The 17,110-nt window shown below is 33.7% G+C and carries 18 protein-coding genes; 2 read left to right on the top strand and 16 right to left on the bottom strand.

Annotated elements, in window-relative coordinates:
- Positions 1-25 precede the first annotated feature (25 nt).
- The 10 genes from ftsZ to ACSYTE_RS03565 form a co-directional block, all read right to left on the bottom strand.
- Complete coding sequence (ftsZ, locus tag ACSYTE_RS03610) at positions 26-1,285, bottom strand: cell division protein FtsZ (RefSeq protein ID WP_491716103.1); 1,260 nt, start codon at positions 1,283-1,285, stop codon at positions 26-28.
- Positions 1,286-1,304: 19 nt separating this feature from the next.
- Positions 1,305-2,648: a cell division protein FtsA gene (gene ftsA, locus ACSYTE_RS03605; RefSeq protein WP_491716102.1), complete on the bottom strand. Its 1,344-nt coding sequence runs from the start codon at positions 2,646-2,648 to the stop codon at positions 1,305-1,307.
- 160 nt (positions 2,649-2,808) lie between these two features.
- Complete coding sequence (locus tag ACSYTE_RS03600; protein WP_491716101.1) at positions 2,809-3,636, bottom strand: cell division protein FtsQ/DivIB; 828 nt, start codon at positions 3,634-3,636, stop codon at positions 2,809-2,811.
- Positions 3,637-3,656: 20 nt separating this feature from the next.
- Positions 3,657-4,751 (bottom strand): undecaprenyldiphospho-muramoylpentapeptide beta-N-acetylglucosaminyltransferase, encoded by a 1,095-nt coding sequence (gene murG, locus ACSYTE_RS03595; protein WP_491716100.1) that lies wholly within the window; start codon positions 4,749-4,751, stop codon positions 3,657-3,659.
- Positions 4,751-6,127, bottom strand: a complete 1,377-nt coding sequence (murD, locus tag ACSYTE_RS03590; RefSeq protein ID WP_491716099.1) for a UDP-N-acetylmuramoyl-L-alanine--D-glutamate ligase — start codon at positions 6,125-6,127, stop codon at positions 4,751-4,753. The genes murG and murD overlap by 1 nt, the downstream gene beginning before the upstream one ends.
- Before the next feature lie 29 nt (positions 6,128-6,156).
- Positions 6,157-7,110, bottom strand: a complete 954-nt coding sequence (gene mraY, locus ACSYTE_RS03585) for a phospho-N-acetylmuramoyl-pentapeptide-transferase (protein ID WP_491716098.1) — start codon at positions 7,108-7,110, stop codon at positions 6,157-6,159.
- Positions 7,111-7,127: 17 nt separating this feature from the next.
- On the bottom strand, positions 7,128-9,293 hold the full coding sequence (locus ACSYTE_RS03580) for a penicillin-binding transpeptidase domain-containing protein (RefSeq protein WP_491716097.1): 2,166 nt from the start codon (positions 9,291-9,293) through the stop codon (positions 7,128-7,130).
- Positions 9,290-9,673, bottom strand: a complete 384-nt coding sequence (ftsL, locus tag ACSYTE_RS03575) for a cell division protein FtsL (protein WP_491716096.1) — start codon at positions 9,671-9,673, stop codon at positions 9,290-9,292. Before ftsL ends, ACSYTE_RS03580 begins: the two co-directional genes overlap by 4 nt.
- 27 nt (positions 9,674-9,700) lie before the next feature.
- A complete protein-coding gene (gene rsmH / locus ACSYTE_RS03570) occupies positions 9,701-10,645 on the bottom strand; it encodes a 16S rRNA (cytosine(1402)-N(4))-methyltransferase RsmH (protein ID WP_491716095.1) in 945 nt (314 codons plus the stop codon).
- Positions 10,646-10,819: 174 nt separating this feature from the next.
- Positions 10,820-11,179: a DUF3397 family protein gene (locus tag ACSYTE_RS03565; RefSeq protein WP_491716094.1), complete on the bottom strand. Its 360-nt coding sequence runs from the start codon at positions 11,177-11,179 to the stop codon at positions 10,820-10,822.
- Positions 11,180-11,265: 86 nt separating this feature from the next.
- On the opposite strand from ACSYTE_RS03565, the gene ACSYTE_RS03560 reads away from it, so the two are divergent.
- Positions 11,266-11,385, top strand: a complete 120-nt coding sequence (locus ACSYTE_RS03560; protein WP_491716093.1) for a DUF4044 domain-containing protein — start codon at positions 11,266-11,268, stop codon at positions 11,383-11,385.
- 49 nt (positions 11,386-11,434) lie between these two features.
- Here ACSYTE_RS03560 and ACSYTE_RS03555 read toward each other — a convergent pair whose 3' ends face one another.
- From ACSYTE_RS03555 to ACSYTE_RS03540, 4 genes are read right to left on the bottom strand one after another with little or no spacing between them, the layout of a single operon-like run.
- A complete protein-coding gene (locus tag ACSYTE_RS03555; protein ID WP_491716092.1) occupies positions 11,435-11,950 on the bottom strand; it encodes a tRNA (cytidine(34)-2'-O)-methyltransferase in 516 nt (171 codons plus the stop codon).
- A 32-nt stretch (positions 11,951-11,982) separates the two neighbouring features.
- Positions 11,983-12,873, bottom strand: a complete 891-nt coding sequence (locus ACSYTE_RS03550; protein ID WP_491716091.1) for an RluA family pseudouridine synthase — start codon at positions 12,871-12,873, stop codon at positions 11,983-11,985.
- Positions 12,860-13,675, bottom strand: a complete 816-nt coding sequence (locus ACSYTE_RS03545) for an NAD kinase (RefSeq protein ID WP_491716090.1) — start codon at positions 13,673-13,675, stop codon at positions 12,860-12,862. Before ACSYTE_RS03545 ends, ACSYTE_RS03550 begins: the two co-directional genes overlap by 14 nt.
- A 1-nt stretch (position 13,676) precedes the next feature.
- Positions 13,677-14,285 (bottom strand): GTP pyrophosphokinase, encoded by a 609-nt coding sequence (locus ACSYTE_RS03540; RefSeq protein ID WP_491716089.1) that lies wholly within the window; start codon positions 14,283-14,285, stop codon positions 13,677-13,679.
- Between the two features lie 197 nt (positions 14,286-14,482).
- Between ACSYTE_RS03540 and ACSYTE_RS03535 the strand changes: the two genes are divergently transcribed.
- Positions 14,483-15,094: a DsbA family protein gene (locus tag ACSYTE_RS03535; protein WP_491716088.1), complete on the top strand. Its 612-nt coding sequence runs from the start codon at positions 14,483-14,485 to the stop codon at positions 15,092-15,094.
- Positions 15,095-15,110: 16 nt separating this feature from the next.
- Here the strand turns inward: ACSYTE_RS03535 and ACSYTE_RS03530 are convergent, their stop codons facing one another.
- Positions 15,111-16,211 (bottom strand): competence protein CoiA, encoded by a 1,101-nt coding sequence (locus ACSYTE_RS03530; RefSeq protein ID WP_491716087.1) that lies wholly within the window; start codon positions 16,209-16,211, stop codon positions 15,111-15,113.
- Positions 16,212-16,402: 191 nt separating this feature from the next.
- The gene (locus ACSYTE_RS03525) at positions 16,403-17,104 is read right to left on the bottom strand and encodes an adaptor protein MecA (RefSeq protein ID WP_491716086.1); all 702 of its coding nucleotides are present in this window, start codon (positions 17,102-17,104) and stop codon (positions 16,403-16,405) included.
- Positions 17,105-17,110: the final 6 nt, after the last annotated feature.

The following is a 17,110-nucleotide window of genomic DNA, read 5'->3' as shown; positions in this document are numbered from 1 at the left end:
AGAGCCACTCCCCTCAAGTAATGAATTATTTATTACGACGACGAAACTTGAAGAATGGTGGTAAATCATCATCTGAATCATCATTATTGTTGTTCGAATTTGTGTCAATATTATTAGCGTCAAATGGGTCAAAACTAGAATGTTCTTTTTCTGAATTCCGTTGATCATTACCATTTGATGGTTGATTATTAATATCCCAATTATCAACAGGATCGACCTGAGATTGGTGGCGAGGTTTAGTCACATTATTATTGTTTAGGTCACTACTTCTAGGGGTCGTAGCATTTCCAGCGTTAATATTTCTAGTCGTTTGTGGATGGTCACTATTTCCCTTGTCGATTCCAGTTGCAATAACCGTAACTCGAACTTCATCTCCTAAATCCTTATCAATTGAAGTCCCAAAGATAATGTTAACATCACTACTAGTTGATTGAGCAACGATTGAAGAAGCATCTTGAGCTTCGAATAATGATAAGTCAGGCCCACCAGTAATATTCAAAAGCACTTGTTGTGCACCATCGATTGAAGCTTCTAATAATGGTGAAGAGATGGCTTTCTTAGTTGCTTCAGCAGTTCTATTTTCACCAGTAGCAGAGCCAACTCCCATTAAAGCTGAACCTTGATTTTGCATTACTGTCTTAACGTCAGCAAAATCCAAATTAACGTAACCAGGGTTTGTAATTAAGTCTGAAATTCCTTGGACCCCTTGCCGTAAAACATTATCAGCTTCTTTAAAAGCTTCCATCATTGGTGTCTTTTTATCAACCATTTCTAACAAGCGATTATTAGCAATCACGATTAAGGTATCGACATTTTCCTTTAAGGCTGAAACACCTTCGGCAGCATAGCGAGAACGCTTAGGTCCTTCAAAACTAAATGGACGGGTAACAACCCCAACGGTCAAGGCGCCTTGATCCTTAGCAATTTTGGCTGCAATTGGCGCAGCTCCATTACCAGTACCACCACCCATTCCAGCAGTAACAAAAACCATGTCGGCACCCTCAAGGGCTTCTCCAATTGCTTCTTCGCTTTCTTCAGCTGCCTTACTTCCCACTTCAGGGTTAGAACCGGCTCCTAGCCCACGTGTTAACTTAGGCCCTAATTGAATTTTGGTTTCAGCTTGAGAAGTATCTAATGCTTGAACATCGGTATTTGCAACGATGAATTCAACACCCTTTACATCATCCGCAATCATTCGATTAACAGCATTACTACCTCCGCCACCAATCCCAATTACTTTTATTTTGGCACCCTTATTTTCAGATGCATCTAGTGAAAATTCCATTGTAAATTCCTCCGTTTAATTAGTCGTCAAGTAAGTTGCGAAAAAAATTAGTAATTGATTTACCAATCTTCTTTTTATTTTTAGAACGTGATTTGGGCTCATCATAAGATTCGTTTTCATCAAACTGCCCATCTTCTAATTCATTATCGTGATCATTAGAATCAACATTATTATCAATGTTATTCGCTTTAAATGTTGCACCGCTTTTTAGGACAGAACGAACTAGCACTTCAATTTCACTCATATTAGCTCGATATGAAACCAAAGCTAATGACAATGCATATGAAGGATGTCTTAATCCCATTTGATTTGGAACGAATACCTTAACATTATTATTAAAGGTATCTGCTGCCAAAGTATCAATCCCTGGAAGTGCTGAAACACCACCAGTAAGTACAATCCCACCTGGTAATCCCAAAGCTGAAACGCTACTTAAACCTTGCTTGAGACGGTCAAATATTTGTTCAAGGCGTGCCTGGATGATTTCAGAAAGAATTTTTTCTGATATTTGAGAAGACTGACTCTGGCCAACAACATCAACTGGAAACTTACTTTCGTCGGAAGCATCCATTGAATCAGCATAACCGTAGTCTCGTTTTAACTTTTCAGCGCTCTCCATTGAAGTGTTTAAAACTACTGAAATGTCCTTAGTAATAAACTCGCCACCCTCTTTATCGACGGTAGTGTACTTTAATTGGCGATCATGAATTACTGAAGCAGTAGATTGACCACCACCTAAATCAACTAAAATCGTCCCAAAATCCTGTTCACCATCGTCAAGTAGGTATTTTCCCAATGCTAGTGGACTTACAATCGTAGATTCAATGTTTAAGCCTGCTTTTTGAACTGCTCGTTCAACGTTATGAATAATGGTCTTAGGTCCCGTAATAATATGACCACGCATCTCTAAGCGGACCCCAACCATTCCACGTGGATCTTTAATTCCATCAAACCCGTCAACGATAAACTGATCAGGAATTGCATCAATAACCTGTCTCTCTGGTGGTAAGTTCTTTACCATTGCAGAAATCGTAACTTGTTGTACATCCGTATCTTTAATTTCTCTTGATTGATCAGAAATTGCAACCATTCCGCTACAAGGTTCAATCTTAATCAAATTAGCGGGAATTCCAACTACAACATCTTGAATTTGGATGCTAGCCTTTTCTTCAGCTTGATTTACCGCGTTTTTAATTGATTGAGCTGCTTTATCGATGTCAACGATGATTCCCCTATCAACACCCTCAGAATTAGAATTTCCAACTCCTAAGACATTCATTTGTCCCTTAACTTCTTCAGCAACAATAACCTTGATTGAGGTCGTTCCAATATCCAGTCCAACATATAATCCTGAATTATCCATATTAGCCGGGAAACCTCCAATGTATTAGATTATTTTTAATAATTGATATTAAAATTGACTCCATTTTATTTATATTTATAGTAATAATAAATCGTTTAAAATCATGATAATTTTAACACAAACAGCTTAATTACAAAAGATTAACTAATAAGAATTAACATTATTTTTTACTTTTGATTGGATATGAATAAGCCCCCACTTCTAAGTTAACCACGGATGGTTTTTTTATTTTAGAAACAATTGAAGGATAATAATTCATTTTCGAACCAAAAGTATCACTTTTTGCATATACAATGTTTTTATCGTGCATAGTCAATTTAATCCTTTCTGGATTATAACTAGTCGGATCCTTTTGAATTTTAATAATGTTACTCTTAATTGATTTGGATAATTTACTATACTGAATTGTAATTGATTTTAAATTATTATTTGGTTTGAAATTAACGAAAATTGGCAAATTAGTTGATGGTGAAAGTAAATACCGATTTATTATTTCGCCATTATCAACGACAATATAATATTTACCCTTGCTGTACAAATAACCAGCTGTACCATATTCCACTATCTTAAACCGAACATGATTAAAGTTCGTAATTTTAAAGTCAGCGGTCTTAACCTGTGGATTTCGCTTTAAAAAATCATTAATAATTTGTTGATGATGATTAAAAGCATAAATTACTGAATCGCCATTTTTTATTGGCATTGAGGTAACGATATCACTAGAATTTAGTTTCTTTTCCCCTTCAACTGAACGTCCAGCAATCCTACTTAATGGTGAAACTAAGTATATAAGAAAAAGTAACAATAACAATAAGATGCTCATAGCAAGACTAAACTTAAATAACACTAAATTAAATTTAAAGTTAAGTGGATTATTGCTAAAATAACTTTTCTTTATCTTTTGACTCTTTTGATAACGCTTCTGATATTGTTCCCAAGGAGTCTGTTTAACAGAATCATTTTGATCAAATTTTATTTTTTTAACCATCTAACAAACTCCTCTCTAAATTAAGCATCAATAACAGTACACATTACCTTATATAATTTAGTGGCCGCATCAGGAACCCCAATTTCTTTGGATTTCTGGGCCATTTCCAATCTTTTTTTATCATCATGCATTAATTTATCAATATTTTGTACCAACGTCTGAGCATTTAAATCATCCTCTGTAATCATTAAAGCAGCACCGTTATCAACTAAACTCTTTGCATTTTTGGTTTGATGATCAGCGGTAACGTAAGGACTAGGAATTAAAATTGCAGGAATCCCAATTGCAGTAATTTCAGCAAGACTAGTTGCTCCAGCTCGACCAACGATCAAATCCACCTTGGGTAGCATTTCTGGCATGTTAGAAATATAAGGTTTAATAACGATGTTGGCTCCTAATTTATATTTACCTAGTTCTTCTGAAACCGTCTCATATCGATTCTGGCCAGTAACAAACAGTACTTGATAACTTCTTTGACTAAATGCCTGCATTGCACCAATTGTTGATTCATTGATTTTCAAAGCTCCTTGGCTCCCACCAAAAATTAAAACAGTTGGTACATTATCCTTTAATCCATATTCAGACCAATTAAAATGACTTACCACACTAGCAGCTTGTTGGGCTCTGGGATTACCAACAAAAACGACCTTGTCCTTAGGAAATTCCTTTGCTGCAGCATGAAAGGCAATTCCAATTTTGTCTACATACCTGGCCAAAAAACGATTCGTTAGCCCAACAATGCTATTTTGTTCGTGAATCATAGTTTTAATGTGCATCTTATGAGCAGCATAGACTACGGCACCAGAAACATATCCACCAGTCCCAATGACCATGTCAGGTTTGAATTGCTTAATAATTTTTTTCGAATCATGGACACTTTTCAAGAATAAACCAACTGTTTTAAAGTTTTCAAGTGACAATGACCTTTTAAAGCCTTGAATCTTAAGTTCCTTAAATGGAATCCCTTTTTGTGGGACAATATTTTTTTCAAGTCCACGCGTAGAACCGATATAAAGAATTTCAGAATCAGGGGCTTGTTTTTTTACTTCTTCAATTAACGCTAGTGCTGGATAAATATGACCACCAGTTCCACCACCAGATACAATCAAGCGCATTATTTTTCCTCCTGTTTTCCAGTTAGTTTCTCAACATCCCTTATAAATTCATCTCCACGAACCTCAAACGTCTTAAATTGATCCCAACTAGCATTAGCTGGCGAAAGCAGAACAATATCACCGGGGTTACTCATTTCATAAGCGGCTGGCACTGCATCATCTAAAGTATCAACCAATTTAATTTGTGGAACTTGAGCCTGTTTAGCAGCATCAGCTAATAAATGTTTAGTTTCACCAAATAACACAATGCCCTTAACGTGTTTCGATAAATCAGGAATTAACTTATCAAATGTATAGCCCCGATCTAACCCACCAGCTAGTAGCACGATTGGATCATTAAAACCTCTTAAAGCCATTTGGGTAGCCTCAATATCAGTTGCCTTTGAGTCATTATAAAACTTTCTGCCATCTGCGGTTAAAACATATTGAACCCGATGTCGAACGCCTCCAAATGTAGTTAAAACATGCTTAATTGCTTGATTTGATTTTCCCATAATTTTAGCCACTGCAATTGCTGCTAGTGCATTTTCAACGTTTTGTTCACCTGGAATCCTGATTTCATCAGCATCCATAATATAATCATGCTTAAAATATAGCCGCCCATCTTCTGCGTATGCACCATCCTTAGATTTTGCTAGTCTAGAGAACGGAACAATTTGAGCATGACTTTGTTGACTTAACGTTTGTAATTCTTCTGAATCAAAATTAACCACAAAAAAATCATCAGCATTTTGATTCATTGTAATGCGCATCTTAGCTTTAACGTAATTTTCACGTGTTTTATGGTAATCTAAGTGATTAGCAAAAATATTAGTTAGAACGGCAATGTGAGGATGTAATTTAGTAATACCGAGCAACATAAAACTAGAAATTTCCATAACTACCGTATCAGTCGGCGTTGTTTGTTCAGCAACTTTAGAAGCAGAAATTCCGATGTTTCCGACAGAATATGCCTTACCAGCGTTACGTTCCTGATTTAACATTTTAGTAATCATGGTAGTAGTGGTTGTTTTACCATTACTACCGGTCACACAAATCAATTCACCCTCATTGATTTCACTTGCTAGTTCAACTTCAGTGATAATTGGTATTTTTAGTGCCATTGCTCTTCTTACTACTACATTATCATAATTAATTCCTGGATTCTTAACCATTAAATCAAAGTGTGCATCCAATAAGTCATCAGGATGACCACCAACTATTAAGCTCACTGCTTGATTTAATTGATCTAAACCGGTTAGTTTGGATTCTGGTTGTGAATCATTCAAGGTAACTTTAGCACCTAGTCGAATTAATAAATTCGCAGCATTGATACCACTTTTTCCAGCACCTAATACTAAAACATTTTTATTTTGATAATCACTAATTGATTTCATTTCACTGCCTCCAAGTTAATCAAAAATAATTAAATAATGAATAGGACTCCAGTAATTGCTGCGAATAAACCCACAAGCCAAAATACAATATCAACTTTCAATTCAGACCAACCACTCATTTCAAAATGATGATGAATTGGTGACATTTTAAAGATTCTTTTCCCAGTTAGTTTAAAAGATGTTACCTGCATGATAACGCTTAGGGTCTCAATTACAAATATAATTCCAATCCAAATTAATGATAATTCATGATGAACCAGTATTGAAACGGCAGCTAATGCACCGCCCAATGCTAATGAACCCATATCCCCCATAAAAATTTTAGCTGGTTTATGATTAAAAATAATAAATGCAATCATTGCACCAACGACTGCTGAACAAAAAATCACAACCTCAAATTGATGCTGAAAATAAGCAATAAATCCATAAGCAGCAAACGCAATAATAGATAAGCCCGAAACTAAACCGTCTAATCCGTCAGTTAAATTAACAGCGTTAGAGAACCCAGTTAACCAAATAATTATAAAAATTGCATATAACCATCCCAAATGAATATTACCAATTCCTGGGATTCTCAATGCTAATGGAAAATAGGCACTAAACACCCATGTAAATACAATTCCACCTATAATTTGGCCTAAAAATTTTTGCCATGCTTTAAGCCCCTCGTTTTGGCGCTTAAACAATTTTATACTATCATCCCACATCCCCAACAATCCATATAGAACTAATATGAATAGTAAGATCAGTAAAGTCGGCTTCATTTGGCCAACCAAAATTGAATAGCAGACACTGGTAATGATGATTGCAATAATAAACCATAATCCACCCATTGTTGGAGTCCCAGACTTCTTTTCATGCCATTTGGGGCCTTCTTCTCTAATCATTTGTCCCTCATGCTTAGATCTAAAATAATTAATTAATTTTGGCATTCCAAGCAATGTAATTAAAAAACTAACTAGTATTGGTATAATCCAATCCATAACTTTATCAATCCTTATTATTTATTAAATTTAACACTAAGCGTCTCATTCGACTCAATTAAATCACCAGAATTAATACTCTGTTTTTGTAAAGAGCCTTCACCACTGGCTTTTAGTTTCAGACCAGTTAGCTGACAGTAAATAGCAACATCTGATTCACTCCAACCCTTTAAACTGATCATTCTTTGTGGTCCGTTGGTTATTAAAATAATCTTACGGTTTTTTAGAACCCGTTCACCGCTAACGATTGATTGTTTAGTGATTGTATCACCGCTTCCAACAATCGTTGCCTGCAGTCCAGCAGCCTTTAGTTTATCATTAGCATCTGAAATACTATCGCCAGTTAAATTGGGCATCTTTACGTAAGCACTATTATTATTAGCTGTACTTTCATCTGCATCAGATAATGCTCGTTTCATAACTGGATTAAAAATTTCTGCTAAATATTGTGAAGCGGTTAATTTACCAGTTAAGTTAGGCTGCTTCATTGTAATGTACATCACATATTTAGGATCATTAGCTGGTGCCATTCCTGCAACAGAATATAGGTAACTATCATCTCCTGATGCATAACCACCATTTCCGTTACTGACTTGAGCAGTTCCCGTTTTAGCTGCAATTCGATATCCAGGAATTTTATAATCTGAACCAATTCCATAAGGCTTATAAACAACGTCTTCCATGTGTTCACGAACCTCTTTAGCTGTTTTAGCAGTAATTGGATTCCCAACTACCTTTTTTGGGTATGATTTTACAACTTTACCATTATTTGGATTTACAATTTTCGAGATGATATGTGGCTGAAGCATTTTCCCATCATTTGAAATTGCTGATAGCGCTCTCATTACTTGCATTGCAGTTACTTGTATCCCTTGACCAAATGCGGTATTAGCACGTTCAATTGGATATTTAAATTGAATACTACCAATTTGTTCACCATAAAGGCCAGTATTGGCACTCTTCAAGAAATCAAATCGCTTAATGTAATTTAACCAGGTACTAGCCCCCATGCTCTGTTCCAAATGAGCCATTGCAACGTTACTAGACAACGCAAACCCCTTGTTATAGGTAATCGTTCCCCAACCACTAGGATTCCAATCAGGGACAATATTACCATCAATATCGTACTTACCAGATTGATAGTATGCATTCCCATTATAATGATTACTATTAATTGCAGCAGCCATCGTGAAAATCTTCATTGTTGAACCTGGTTCATATTGATCTTCGACCAATGTATCTCGCCAAATATTACTAATCCCCTGTTTATTAGTCGCATTAAAAGTCGGTCTTTGCGTTGCTGCAAGAATTTCACCAGTTTTAGCATTCATCAAGACCGCATTCATAGAGGAAGGATGAACTTGTGCATAAACGTTCGACATTTCAGTTTCTAAAAGTGTTTGTAATCGATAATCAAGCGTTGTGTAAATGTTGTCACCATTTTTAGCAGGCTTGTCCTTCTTTACACCATTGGGTAATTGATAACCATAGACATCGTTTTGCACTTTTTTAATTCCGTCAGTCCCAGTTAAATAGTTATTGAAAGCTTTTTCAATCCCCATTTGACCAACCAAAGTAGTATTATCAGTCTTTTCATTGGTAACTGGAGAAGCAATTCCAATTAAATGTGAAGCAAAGATTCCATTTGGATAGAGCCGTGATTGTTGTTGAATGAAATTAATCCCGCGCAAATGCTGATCATCAATTTTTTGCTTAGTCGTAAGTGAAATGTTTTGCCCAGCACTCCCGAACTCAACTTGAAAAGCCTTCTTATTTGCTGGGTTTAAATCTTTTAGTGCCCGCTTATATGAAATTGGTAATATTTTAGAAAGCGCTCGCGCTACCTTCTTTTTATTATCAACGTAAATCGGCTTACCATTAACACTTTTTTGACTCTTATCTAAAACAGCGTATATCGAATAGGTGCTAGTATCCTCCGCAATCGGTTGGTTATTAGCATCATAGATCGTTCCTCGTTTTGATTTTAAAACACTAGTTTGGGTATAAAGTTTTTGTGCCTGTTTTATTAAATTAACATCACTCACATTTTTAAAAAATCCAATGTATGAGAATCTAAATGCTAATAATACAAAAACGAAAAGGGATAAACCAAAGAGGCCTACCCCATATATTTTCCGATTTCTTTTAATTGTTCGTTTTCCAATTAATGACTTCTTACTCATTTTCTAACATTCCTTATATTATTATTAGAAAGCGATAAACCTTTTTCTTGAGCAATTTTTTGTAACCTACTACTGCTTTGTAGTTCACTAATTTCTTGCTTTAGATTTCCATTATCGTTATGTAATTTTTCAACATTTTGGTTTACATTTTGTAACTTTTGTTGTGCATTAGTAAGACCAACTTTAGCACTAATTGAAATTAATGTAATAGCTAGCAGTGCACATAAAAGAAGAAAATAAAAAACCTTCTCAATCGCAGATATTTTTGCGTTTTTATGTGGTTTGGGGCTTCTGGAATGGCGAACGCGTCTGCCTTCTTGAACACCACCAGAAGATAACCCCTCGTCTGGGGTTTGCATATACAAACTTTTTTCCATCATAAGCATCATCATCTCCTATCCATTAATTTATTTAATTCGTTCAATTACCCTTAACTTAGCACTATGGGAACGATGATTGACTTCAATTTCATCCCTAGTAGGTAAAATCGGCTTGCGACTAACTAATTTAAAATCTGGTTTTAAGCTGTCTGGAATTATTGGTAATCCCTGGGGAACATCTTGAATAGATGTTTTTTCTTTAAAAATATTTTTTACTAATCGATCTTCAAGTGATTGGAAAGTAATCACACTAACTCGCCCACCAACCTTAATCATGTCAATAGCTTGTTCCAAAGATGCTTCTAATGCTCCTAATTCATCATTAACAGCAATTCTAATTGCTTGAAAAACCTTCTTAGCAGGATGACCACCATGGCGACGTGCCGCAGCTGGAATTCCTTCTTTAATAACTTCAACTAAATCATCAGTTGTATCAATTGTTTGGTCTAAGCGTCTTCTTTCGATCACTCTGGCAATTTGTTTAGCAAACTTTTCTTCACCATAACGGAAAAAAATCCGCACTAATTGATCATACGACCATTCATTAACAACCTTCCAAGCATCCAATGGATTTCTTTGATCCATTCGCATATCAAGACGGGCGTTCTTTCGATAACTAAACCCTCGTTCAGCATCGTCAAACTGAGGTGAGGAGACCCCCAGATCATATAAAATACCGTTCACTGAAGAAATCCCCATTTTATTAAGGTCTTGCTTCAAATTACGGAAATTATCATGAATAAACGTCAATTCATTTTGTTTAAGGTATTTAGCAAGGTGGGTTCTATTATAGTCAATTGCCACTTGATCTTGGTCAAAGGCATACAAATGACCATTAGAAAGATTCTGTAATATTTTAGAACTATGTCCACCGCCACCTAGGGTACAATCAACATAATCACCATCTGGTTGAATATTTAATTCTTTTACAGCTTCCATTAACAATACAGTTTGATGGTCAAATTTAATCAATACTAAATACCCCTTAATAAAACAAATTTATTCATTAAAACACGATAATTTAAACTGGCTTTATCCATTTACCCCATCGTATGCTTAAATTTTACCACGATAACGGGCTTTATACTACATCTTCCATAGATTTAATAAAATATAAAAAGATACCGAACATGTTTTCGGTATCTTTTAGACTATAAAAATGGAAACTATCCAAATAAATGGAAAAAGGATATCCCCTATCCGCCAAATTAATTTAATTGATTTTTTCCAGTTCACATCGCCCTTTTTAAAAAATTCTGTCGAAAAAATAATAATTGCAAATAATACAAATGGAATCAAAATCCACGCTAAGTAATCATAAAAGGATGTACTAACGGTGTTAGTATAAGTATAAAAAAACCAAAAGGGTAATAAGAAATCAATTGGCTTAATCCCCTTCAAAAAAGAAAATTTAAAATTCTTTTTAATTATTACAGCCAAAATTGATGTTATTATTATTATTAATATTTGAAAAATAATCCTTAACAAAATACCAGATCCTATCATAAATTAATATTGCAACAGTTGCAAAACCGTCTATCTAACTGTAAACTTATATTTAAGTTACTAAATACCGAAAGCGAGGGATACAATTGGCAAAAAAGAAAAAGAGCACCTTCCAAAAAATCGTTACCACTGTTGTTTGGTTAATGATTATCTTTTTAGTATTAGGTGTTCTGCTACCCGTTGCTAGCTCATTATATAATAATTAAAACACCTTAAAATAATATCAAAAATGGAACTCAGTAATGGGTTCCATTTTTATTTTAGCTTATCATGCTCATAGGTGTGAGTTCTTTCAAGTGAGTTAAAGTTCTGTTGTCTTAGAACCTCATAAATGACGATTGCACACGAATTTGATAAGTTCAATGCTCTAATGTGCGTATCATCCTGTGGAATCCGAATCGCTTTTTCTGCATTCTTACGCATGAACATTTCAGGCAAGCCAGTGGTTTCTTTTCCAAATAGAAAGTAAAAATCACCGTCAATGGATTCTGAATAATCAGGCTGGGTGTAATCTTGTTCGGAAAACTTAGAAACCAAGAATAATTTAGAATTTGGTTTTAAACTATCCATAAATGCAGGTAAATTAGGATGATAATTGATGTTAACCTTATCCCAATAATCCAATCCAGCCCTTTTTAAATGCTTATCATCAACTGAAAAACCCAATGGTTCAATCAAATCAAGTATTGTATCGGTTCCAGCACAAGTTCTTGCGATATTACCAGTATTAGCTGGCATTAATGGTTCAAATAAAACAATATGATTAGCCATTTTGATTCCTCCCGAAAATAGTATAATTTAATTTATAGTTGTTGCCAAATTGCGTTTTGCATATCATCTGGTAATGAAGCATGGCACACAATAAACTGTTGGGAAAATGGATTAAAAAATTTAATATAATAACAGTGTAGTGCCTGTCTTTTCATCGAATGATTGTCCGAGTTATAGAGCCAATCACCGATTAACGGATGGCCAATACTTGAAAAGTGAACTCTGATCTGGTGCGTTCGACCTGTATGTAAACGAATCCGTAGCAAAGAATCAGCATTCCCATAATCAAGTTGCCAAAACTCGGTTTTAGATGGTTTTCCATCATCCCGAACAATTCTTTTAACAAAGGAATCATCATCCCTACCAATCGGTAAATCGATTTCACCATGTTGATAATCAAATCGACCCTCAACAATTGCGGTATACATTTTAACAATTGAATGCTGCTTCAACTGCTTATCCAAAACAGAATGCGAAAGATGGTGCTTTGCAAAGATCACAAGTCCACTAGTATCCTTATCTAACCTGGTAACAACATGAATTTTAAGATTAGAATAATGCTGATTTAAGTAATATCCCTTTACCCGATTAACTAAAGTATCTCCAGCATAATTATGGTTAGGAACAGTCGATAAAAATGGCGGCTTATTAACTACTAAAAAATGTTCATCCTCATATGCAATATCAATTGGTAAAAAGGATGCTGGCACATGGTCATTATTTAATTCTGGTGGTAAAACTAATGTTACGACATCCCCACCTGATAACATGTAATTAGCACGCTGCTCTTCGCCATTTACAATTATTTTACCACCATGAAACTTGACCTTCTTTAACAAAGTTCTAGTTACTCCATGTTCAATTAAAAGCGTCCGAACCCTTTTGGGAGAATCCCCATCATACGCCCAATTAAATTTTGTCATTATTGTTTACACCAATAAATGAATTCCCAACTCGTTTCCAGAAATGAGTATGTCGATACTGAGCAAACGCAATTCTTTGTTCAGATATTTGATAACTGATAGATTCAATTGGACGGTCCTTAACTAGCATCTGATCACAAGTTAAAATATTATTTTCTTTATTATCTGGAATGAGCGTAATCCATTCGTTAGGTGGAATAATAATTGGGGAACCCATTGTTCTGAACACCCGATTATTAATCGATGCCATTTCCGAAACTTGAATCGCATTTAATTGGGGATTGATAATTGCCCCACCAACTGCCTTATTATATGCAGTCGATCCAGTAGGAGTAGAAATACATAATCCATCTCCTCTGAATTTTTCAAAAAATTCATCTTTGATATATACATCAGTTACCATGGTACTACTAACTCTTTTAAATGTTGATTCATTTAAAGCTAAAAGTTCATCATACGCCCCACCATCAGCATAGTTAACTTTAATCGACAACAGTGGATATGAAACACTCTGACGATTATCCTCTTCCAAACTACGAATCAATTGTTCAACTTCATAATCACGCCAATCTGTATAAAATCCCAGATGACCAGTATGAATACCAACAAATCTAATTCGATCAAGAGCGTCATTATAGTGATGAAATGCAGATAATAAAGTTCCATCACCACCAACTGATATTACGATTTCTGGATTTAATACATCGATTTCTAATTTAGGTGAATCAATAATTTTATTTTTTAATTTTAAAGCAACTTCATTTGAAGTCCCACCATTGTTACTAAAAATTGCAACTTTCATTTCAATCTTCCTTATTGTCTTGATATTCTGCTAGTTCTTTTCTAATTGATGACATCTCTTCATCAAGTTTATACGTTGTATTTGCAACGTTTTGGAGTCTTTTTTCAAGTACTTCAGGAAAATTTCCCTGATGCTTATAGTTAATTGAATGCTCAACCGTTGCCCAGAAATTCATTGCAAGTGTTCGAACTTGAATTTCTGCAAGTAGCACTTCAGGACCATCAATACTTTGAACAGTGTATTCAAAAACCATATGATATGAGCGATAACCGCTTGCTTTTTCATTATGAACGTAATCGCGTTCTTCTAAAATATTTAAATCTGACCTTTGCCTAAGCAAATCAACTACATAGTAAATATCTTCAATGAACGGACAAATAATTCTTAATCCAGCAATATCTTCCATATCTTGTCTTAATCTAGATTCTTCGATATAACGGCGTTGCATTTTTTCTTTAATGCTGTCTACAGGCTTAACTCTCCCTGTGACAAATTCGATTGGTGATCTACGGTTTTCATTAATAAACTCAGCTCTTATTCCACGAAGTTTTGTTTTTAGCTCATCAACAATTTGTTGATATGGGAACAAGAATGCCTTCCAATCTTCCATTAAATCACCCTCCTTTGAATATAGTAACCTTACTAATTTTAACACAATCACATTAATACAAGCACTTGAAAGTGTTTTTAAATAATATTTGTGTTTTAAAGCAAATATTTTGTTTTTTATTATAAATTTGTTATTCTATACATTGAATTAATAAAATCGCTTGTTATTATTATCGATCTTTGAAAGGAGGAATTGTTATGCTCGAAGCTTATTTATTTGTGGATCCATTATGCAATGATTGCTTTAAAGCCGAGCATGTTATTTTAAAATTAGCTGATGACCTTGATAAAAATTTTTCATTTCAGTTCATTCCAATGTTGAATATGCAAATTATTCGAAATCGATATTTAAACAATAACAAGCGACCAATGAACGAAAGCAAAAATTTTAAAATTGAATACGATACCGTTCTTGACTATAAAGCTTCTCTATTTCAAGGACGCAAATGTGGTCGTAAATTTTTAATTGGACTTCAAGAAGAGTTGATTCAAAAAAATCATAAATATACAGATGAAATTGCATTTAAAGTTGCTGAAGATGCTGGATTAGATATAGAAATGTTTAGTGAGGATCGTAGATCAGAACTTGCAATTAATGCATTTAAGGCTGATCAAAAATTAGCTAATGAAATGAATATTAAAGAACCAGCATCTGCAGTTATCTTTGACTGTGATTCCTTTGAATCAGGTATTTTAATGAACCAAGTTAATTATAAAGATTTGTTTAATATTTGTAAAAGAGACGGATTATTCAACGAAAAACAAAAAATAGTTAAAAATAACATAACTCCGAATTTACACATTATTTAGGGAATTAGCGATTGGGCTAATTCCCTTTTTTGTCTAACAGGGCAGCAATTTTTAAATCATAAGAAGCATACCAATTTGGCATCTGTTTTAGAATAACAGATTGTTGATTCAAATTAACTACCCCTTGTTCATCCCAAAAACTTAAAATCCTCAATATAAAATAGTTAATAACACTATTATCTATCATACAAAAATGCTGATCAATCCCAATAAAAGCATTAACCTTGTTTATTAAATCACTAATTTTGACCGATCTATAAATCTTTAGATATATTAACATTACAATTTTAAATTGAATTAATTTTTTACCCATAATCGGTGCTTCAATAATTGGAAAATCTAATAATATTGGATATCCCACAATATTAAATCCATTTTCATAACATAAATTTTGAATCGAATCTAACCGATTTTGATTATAAATTAACGAATTTTGCATTGCCTTGATTCTATTAACCAATCTATCATTCAACATCTTAAAGTTTATATCAATATTACCTTTAATATCTTGGTTGATAAATATTTTGAATTCTTGGAAATTTGATATAAATTTTATTTGATAATCAAGTTTACCAATTATTAATCGAACATGATGATGAATTTCCATTTGTTCCCGTTTAAAGTCCCAGTACAAAAGATAAAATCCTAATTTACGATTATATCTTAAAAACTGTTTTAACTTTTTATAACTATTATTTCTCTTTAAATATGGTAGTCCAAGAATCCAAATTGATTGATGATTAATTGAATGATAGCCTGACAACCTTTCTAATAGTCGCTTGTTACTTATTGGACTACATTGAAATTCAATTATTAAATTATTTTCTAATAAAATATCTGGACGTTGTTTTAAATTATTAAAATAATGTTCTAGAATTGGGTTGCTGAATTTAAAAAAATTAAATAATTGTTTTTTTCCAATTAAATGTTCAGATGTCTCTCCTTCGCTAAATGAAGAGCAATCACTGCCTCTTTGATGTGCAAAGTGATTAACTTTAATTGAACCCCTTTTAAGAATCAATGGTTCTTTACAACTAACACAATAAAAAGATTCATTATTGATATCAACATCATCAGCTGAAATCATTTTACCAAATTCATTATATGCAATTAACATTTTATTGATCCCTCCACTAAAAAGTACGGGAAAAAGCTCAAATATAATGAATAAAACATCGTAAATTCGGCGCTAACCATTTTGCTTATTAGTAATGAAGAAACAATTAAAGCAACACCCTATCGGATAAAATAAAAAAAAAACTGGTTTCGATAAATTATCGAAATCAGTCCTTATCAATAAGTTAAATATTAATCTTTAAAATAATATCTAGCTAGCTCTAACGCACTAGTATCCATGATTCTTTTACCATATTCACTTAATACTTCTGAAGTAACGTTAGCCTTATTTCCAAATTCAAGTGATAAAGCAATTTGATTATCAAGAACCTCATCACCCGAACCATCAAGATTACGGAAAAACATCATTTCTAAATAGTATTTACCATCATAAAGATATAAATTAGAAGAACCACTCTCAATTCTTAATCGCTTTGATAATGCTATAAAATCTTCAAAGGAATTAAACACAACAATTAAATCTTCGTAAGAAGTTCTTCGACGTGGTTTTTCAATCTCATTTTCATTTTCTTTTGAAGAATCATCTTCATCAAAAATATCTGATAAATCATTTACATCACGATTTTGAAGTTGATTTTTAATATAATCAGTAACCGTGTCATTAGTTCGACGAGTTTTATCCGGATCATCTGGATCAGCTTTGCTAATAAATAATTCAAGCCCATTTTTATTTGGTAATACCTGAAAAGTCAAAGCTTCGTTGTCACCTTGGAACTGATGATCAGTATCAATTTCATCTAAAATGCTATAGAAGAATTCTTCAATTTGCTTATGGTCACCTAATAGATCTAGTACGGTAATGCCATGAGCACTTAAATCATCATTGTTAATTAGAACTCTGATGGTATTGTCATTAATTCTATCCATTTCCATAGATGA

This window comes from Nicoliella sp. ESL1120, assembly GCF_058508515.1.
Note: the sequence above shows the minus strand (reverse complement) of the source record. Positions and strands in the feature narration are given on the sequence as shown.

What these genes read in the sequence shown, in the direction of transcription:
- ftsZ (WP_491716103.1), bottom strand. Translation starts at nt 1,285, where the DNA reads ATGGAATTTTCACTAGATGCATCTGAAAATAAGGGTGCCAAAATAAAA.
- ftsA (WP_491716102.1), bottom strand. Translation starts at nt 2,648, where the DNA reads ATGGATAATTCAGGATTATATGTTGGACTGGATATTGGAACGACCTCA.
- ACSYTE_RS03600 (WP_491716101.1), bottom strand. Translation starts at nt 3,636, where the DNA reads ATGGTTAAAAAAATAAAATTTGATCAAAATGATTCTGTTAAACAGACT.
- murG (WP_491716100.1), bottom strand. Translation starts at nt 4,751, where the DNA reads ATGCGCTTGATTGTATCTGGTGGTGGAACTGGTGGTCATATTTATCCA.
- murD (WP_491716099.1), bottom strand. Translation starts at nt 6,127, where the DNA reads ATGAAATCAATTAGTGATTATCAAAATAAAAATGTTTTAGTATTAGGT.
- mraY (WP_491716098.1), bottom strand. Translation starts at nt 7,110, where the DNA reads ATGGATTGGATTATACCAATACTAGTTAGTTTTTTAATTACATTGCTT.
- ACSYTE_RS03580 (WP_491716097.1), bottom strand. Translation starts at nt 9,293, where the DNA reads ATGAGTAAGAAGTCATTAATTGGAAAACGAACAATTAAAAGAAATCGG.
- ftsL (WP_491716096.1), bottom strand. Translation starts at nt 9,673, where the DNA reads ATGATGGAAAAAAGTTTGTATATGCAAACCCCAGACGAGGGGTTATCT.
- ACSYTE_RS03565 (WP_491716094.1), bottom strand. Translation starts at nt 11,179, where the DNA reads ATGATAGGATCTGGTATTTTGTTAAGGATTATTTTTCAAATATTAATA.
- ACSYTE_RS03555 (WP_491716092.1), bottom strand. Translation starts at nt 11,950, where the DNA reads ATGGCTAATCATATTGTTTTATTTGAACCATTAATGCCAGCTAATACT.
- ACSYTE_RS03550 (WP_491716091.1), bottom strand. Translation starts at nt 12,873, where the DNA reads ATGACAAAATTTAATTGGGCGTATGATGGGGATTCTCCCAAAAGGGTT.
- ACSYTE_RS03545 (WP_491716090.1), bottom strand. Translation starts at nt 13,675, where the DNA reads ATGAAAGTTGCAATTTTTAGTAACAATGGTGGGACTTCAAATGAAGTT.
- ACSYTE_RS03540 (WP_491716089.1), bottom strand. Translation starts at nt 14,285, where the DNA reads ATGGAAGATTGGAAGGCATTCTTGTTCCCATATCAACAAATTGTTGAT.
- ACSYTE_RS03535 (WP_491716088.1), top strand. Translation starts at nt 14,483, where the DNA reads ATGCTCGAAGCTTATTTATTTGTGGATCCATTATGCAATGATTGCTTT.
- ACSYTE_RS03530 (WP_491716087.1), bottom strand. Translation starts at nt 16,211, where the DNA reads ATGTTAATTGCATATAATGAATTTGGTAAAATGATTTCAGCTGATGAT.
- ACSYTE_RS03525 (WP_491716086.1), bottom strand. Translation starts at nt 17,104, where the DNA reads ATGGAAATGGATAGAATTAATGACAATACCATCAGAGTTCTAATTAAC.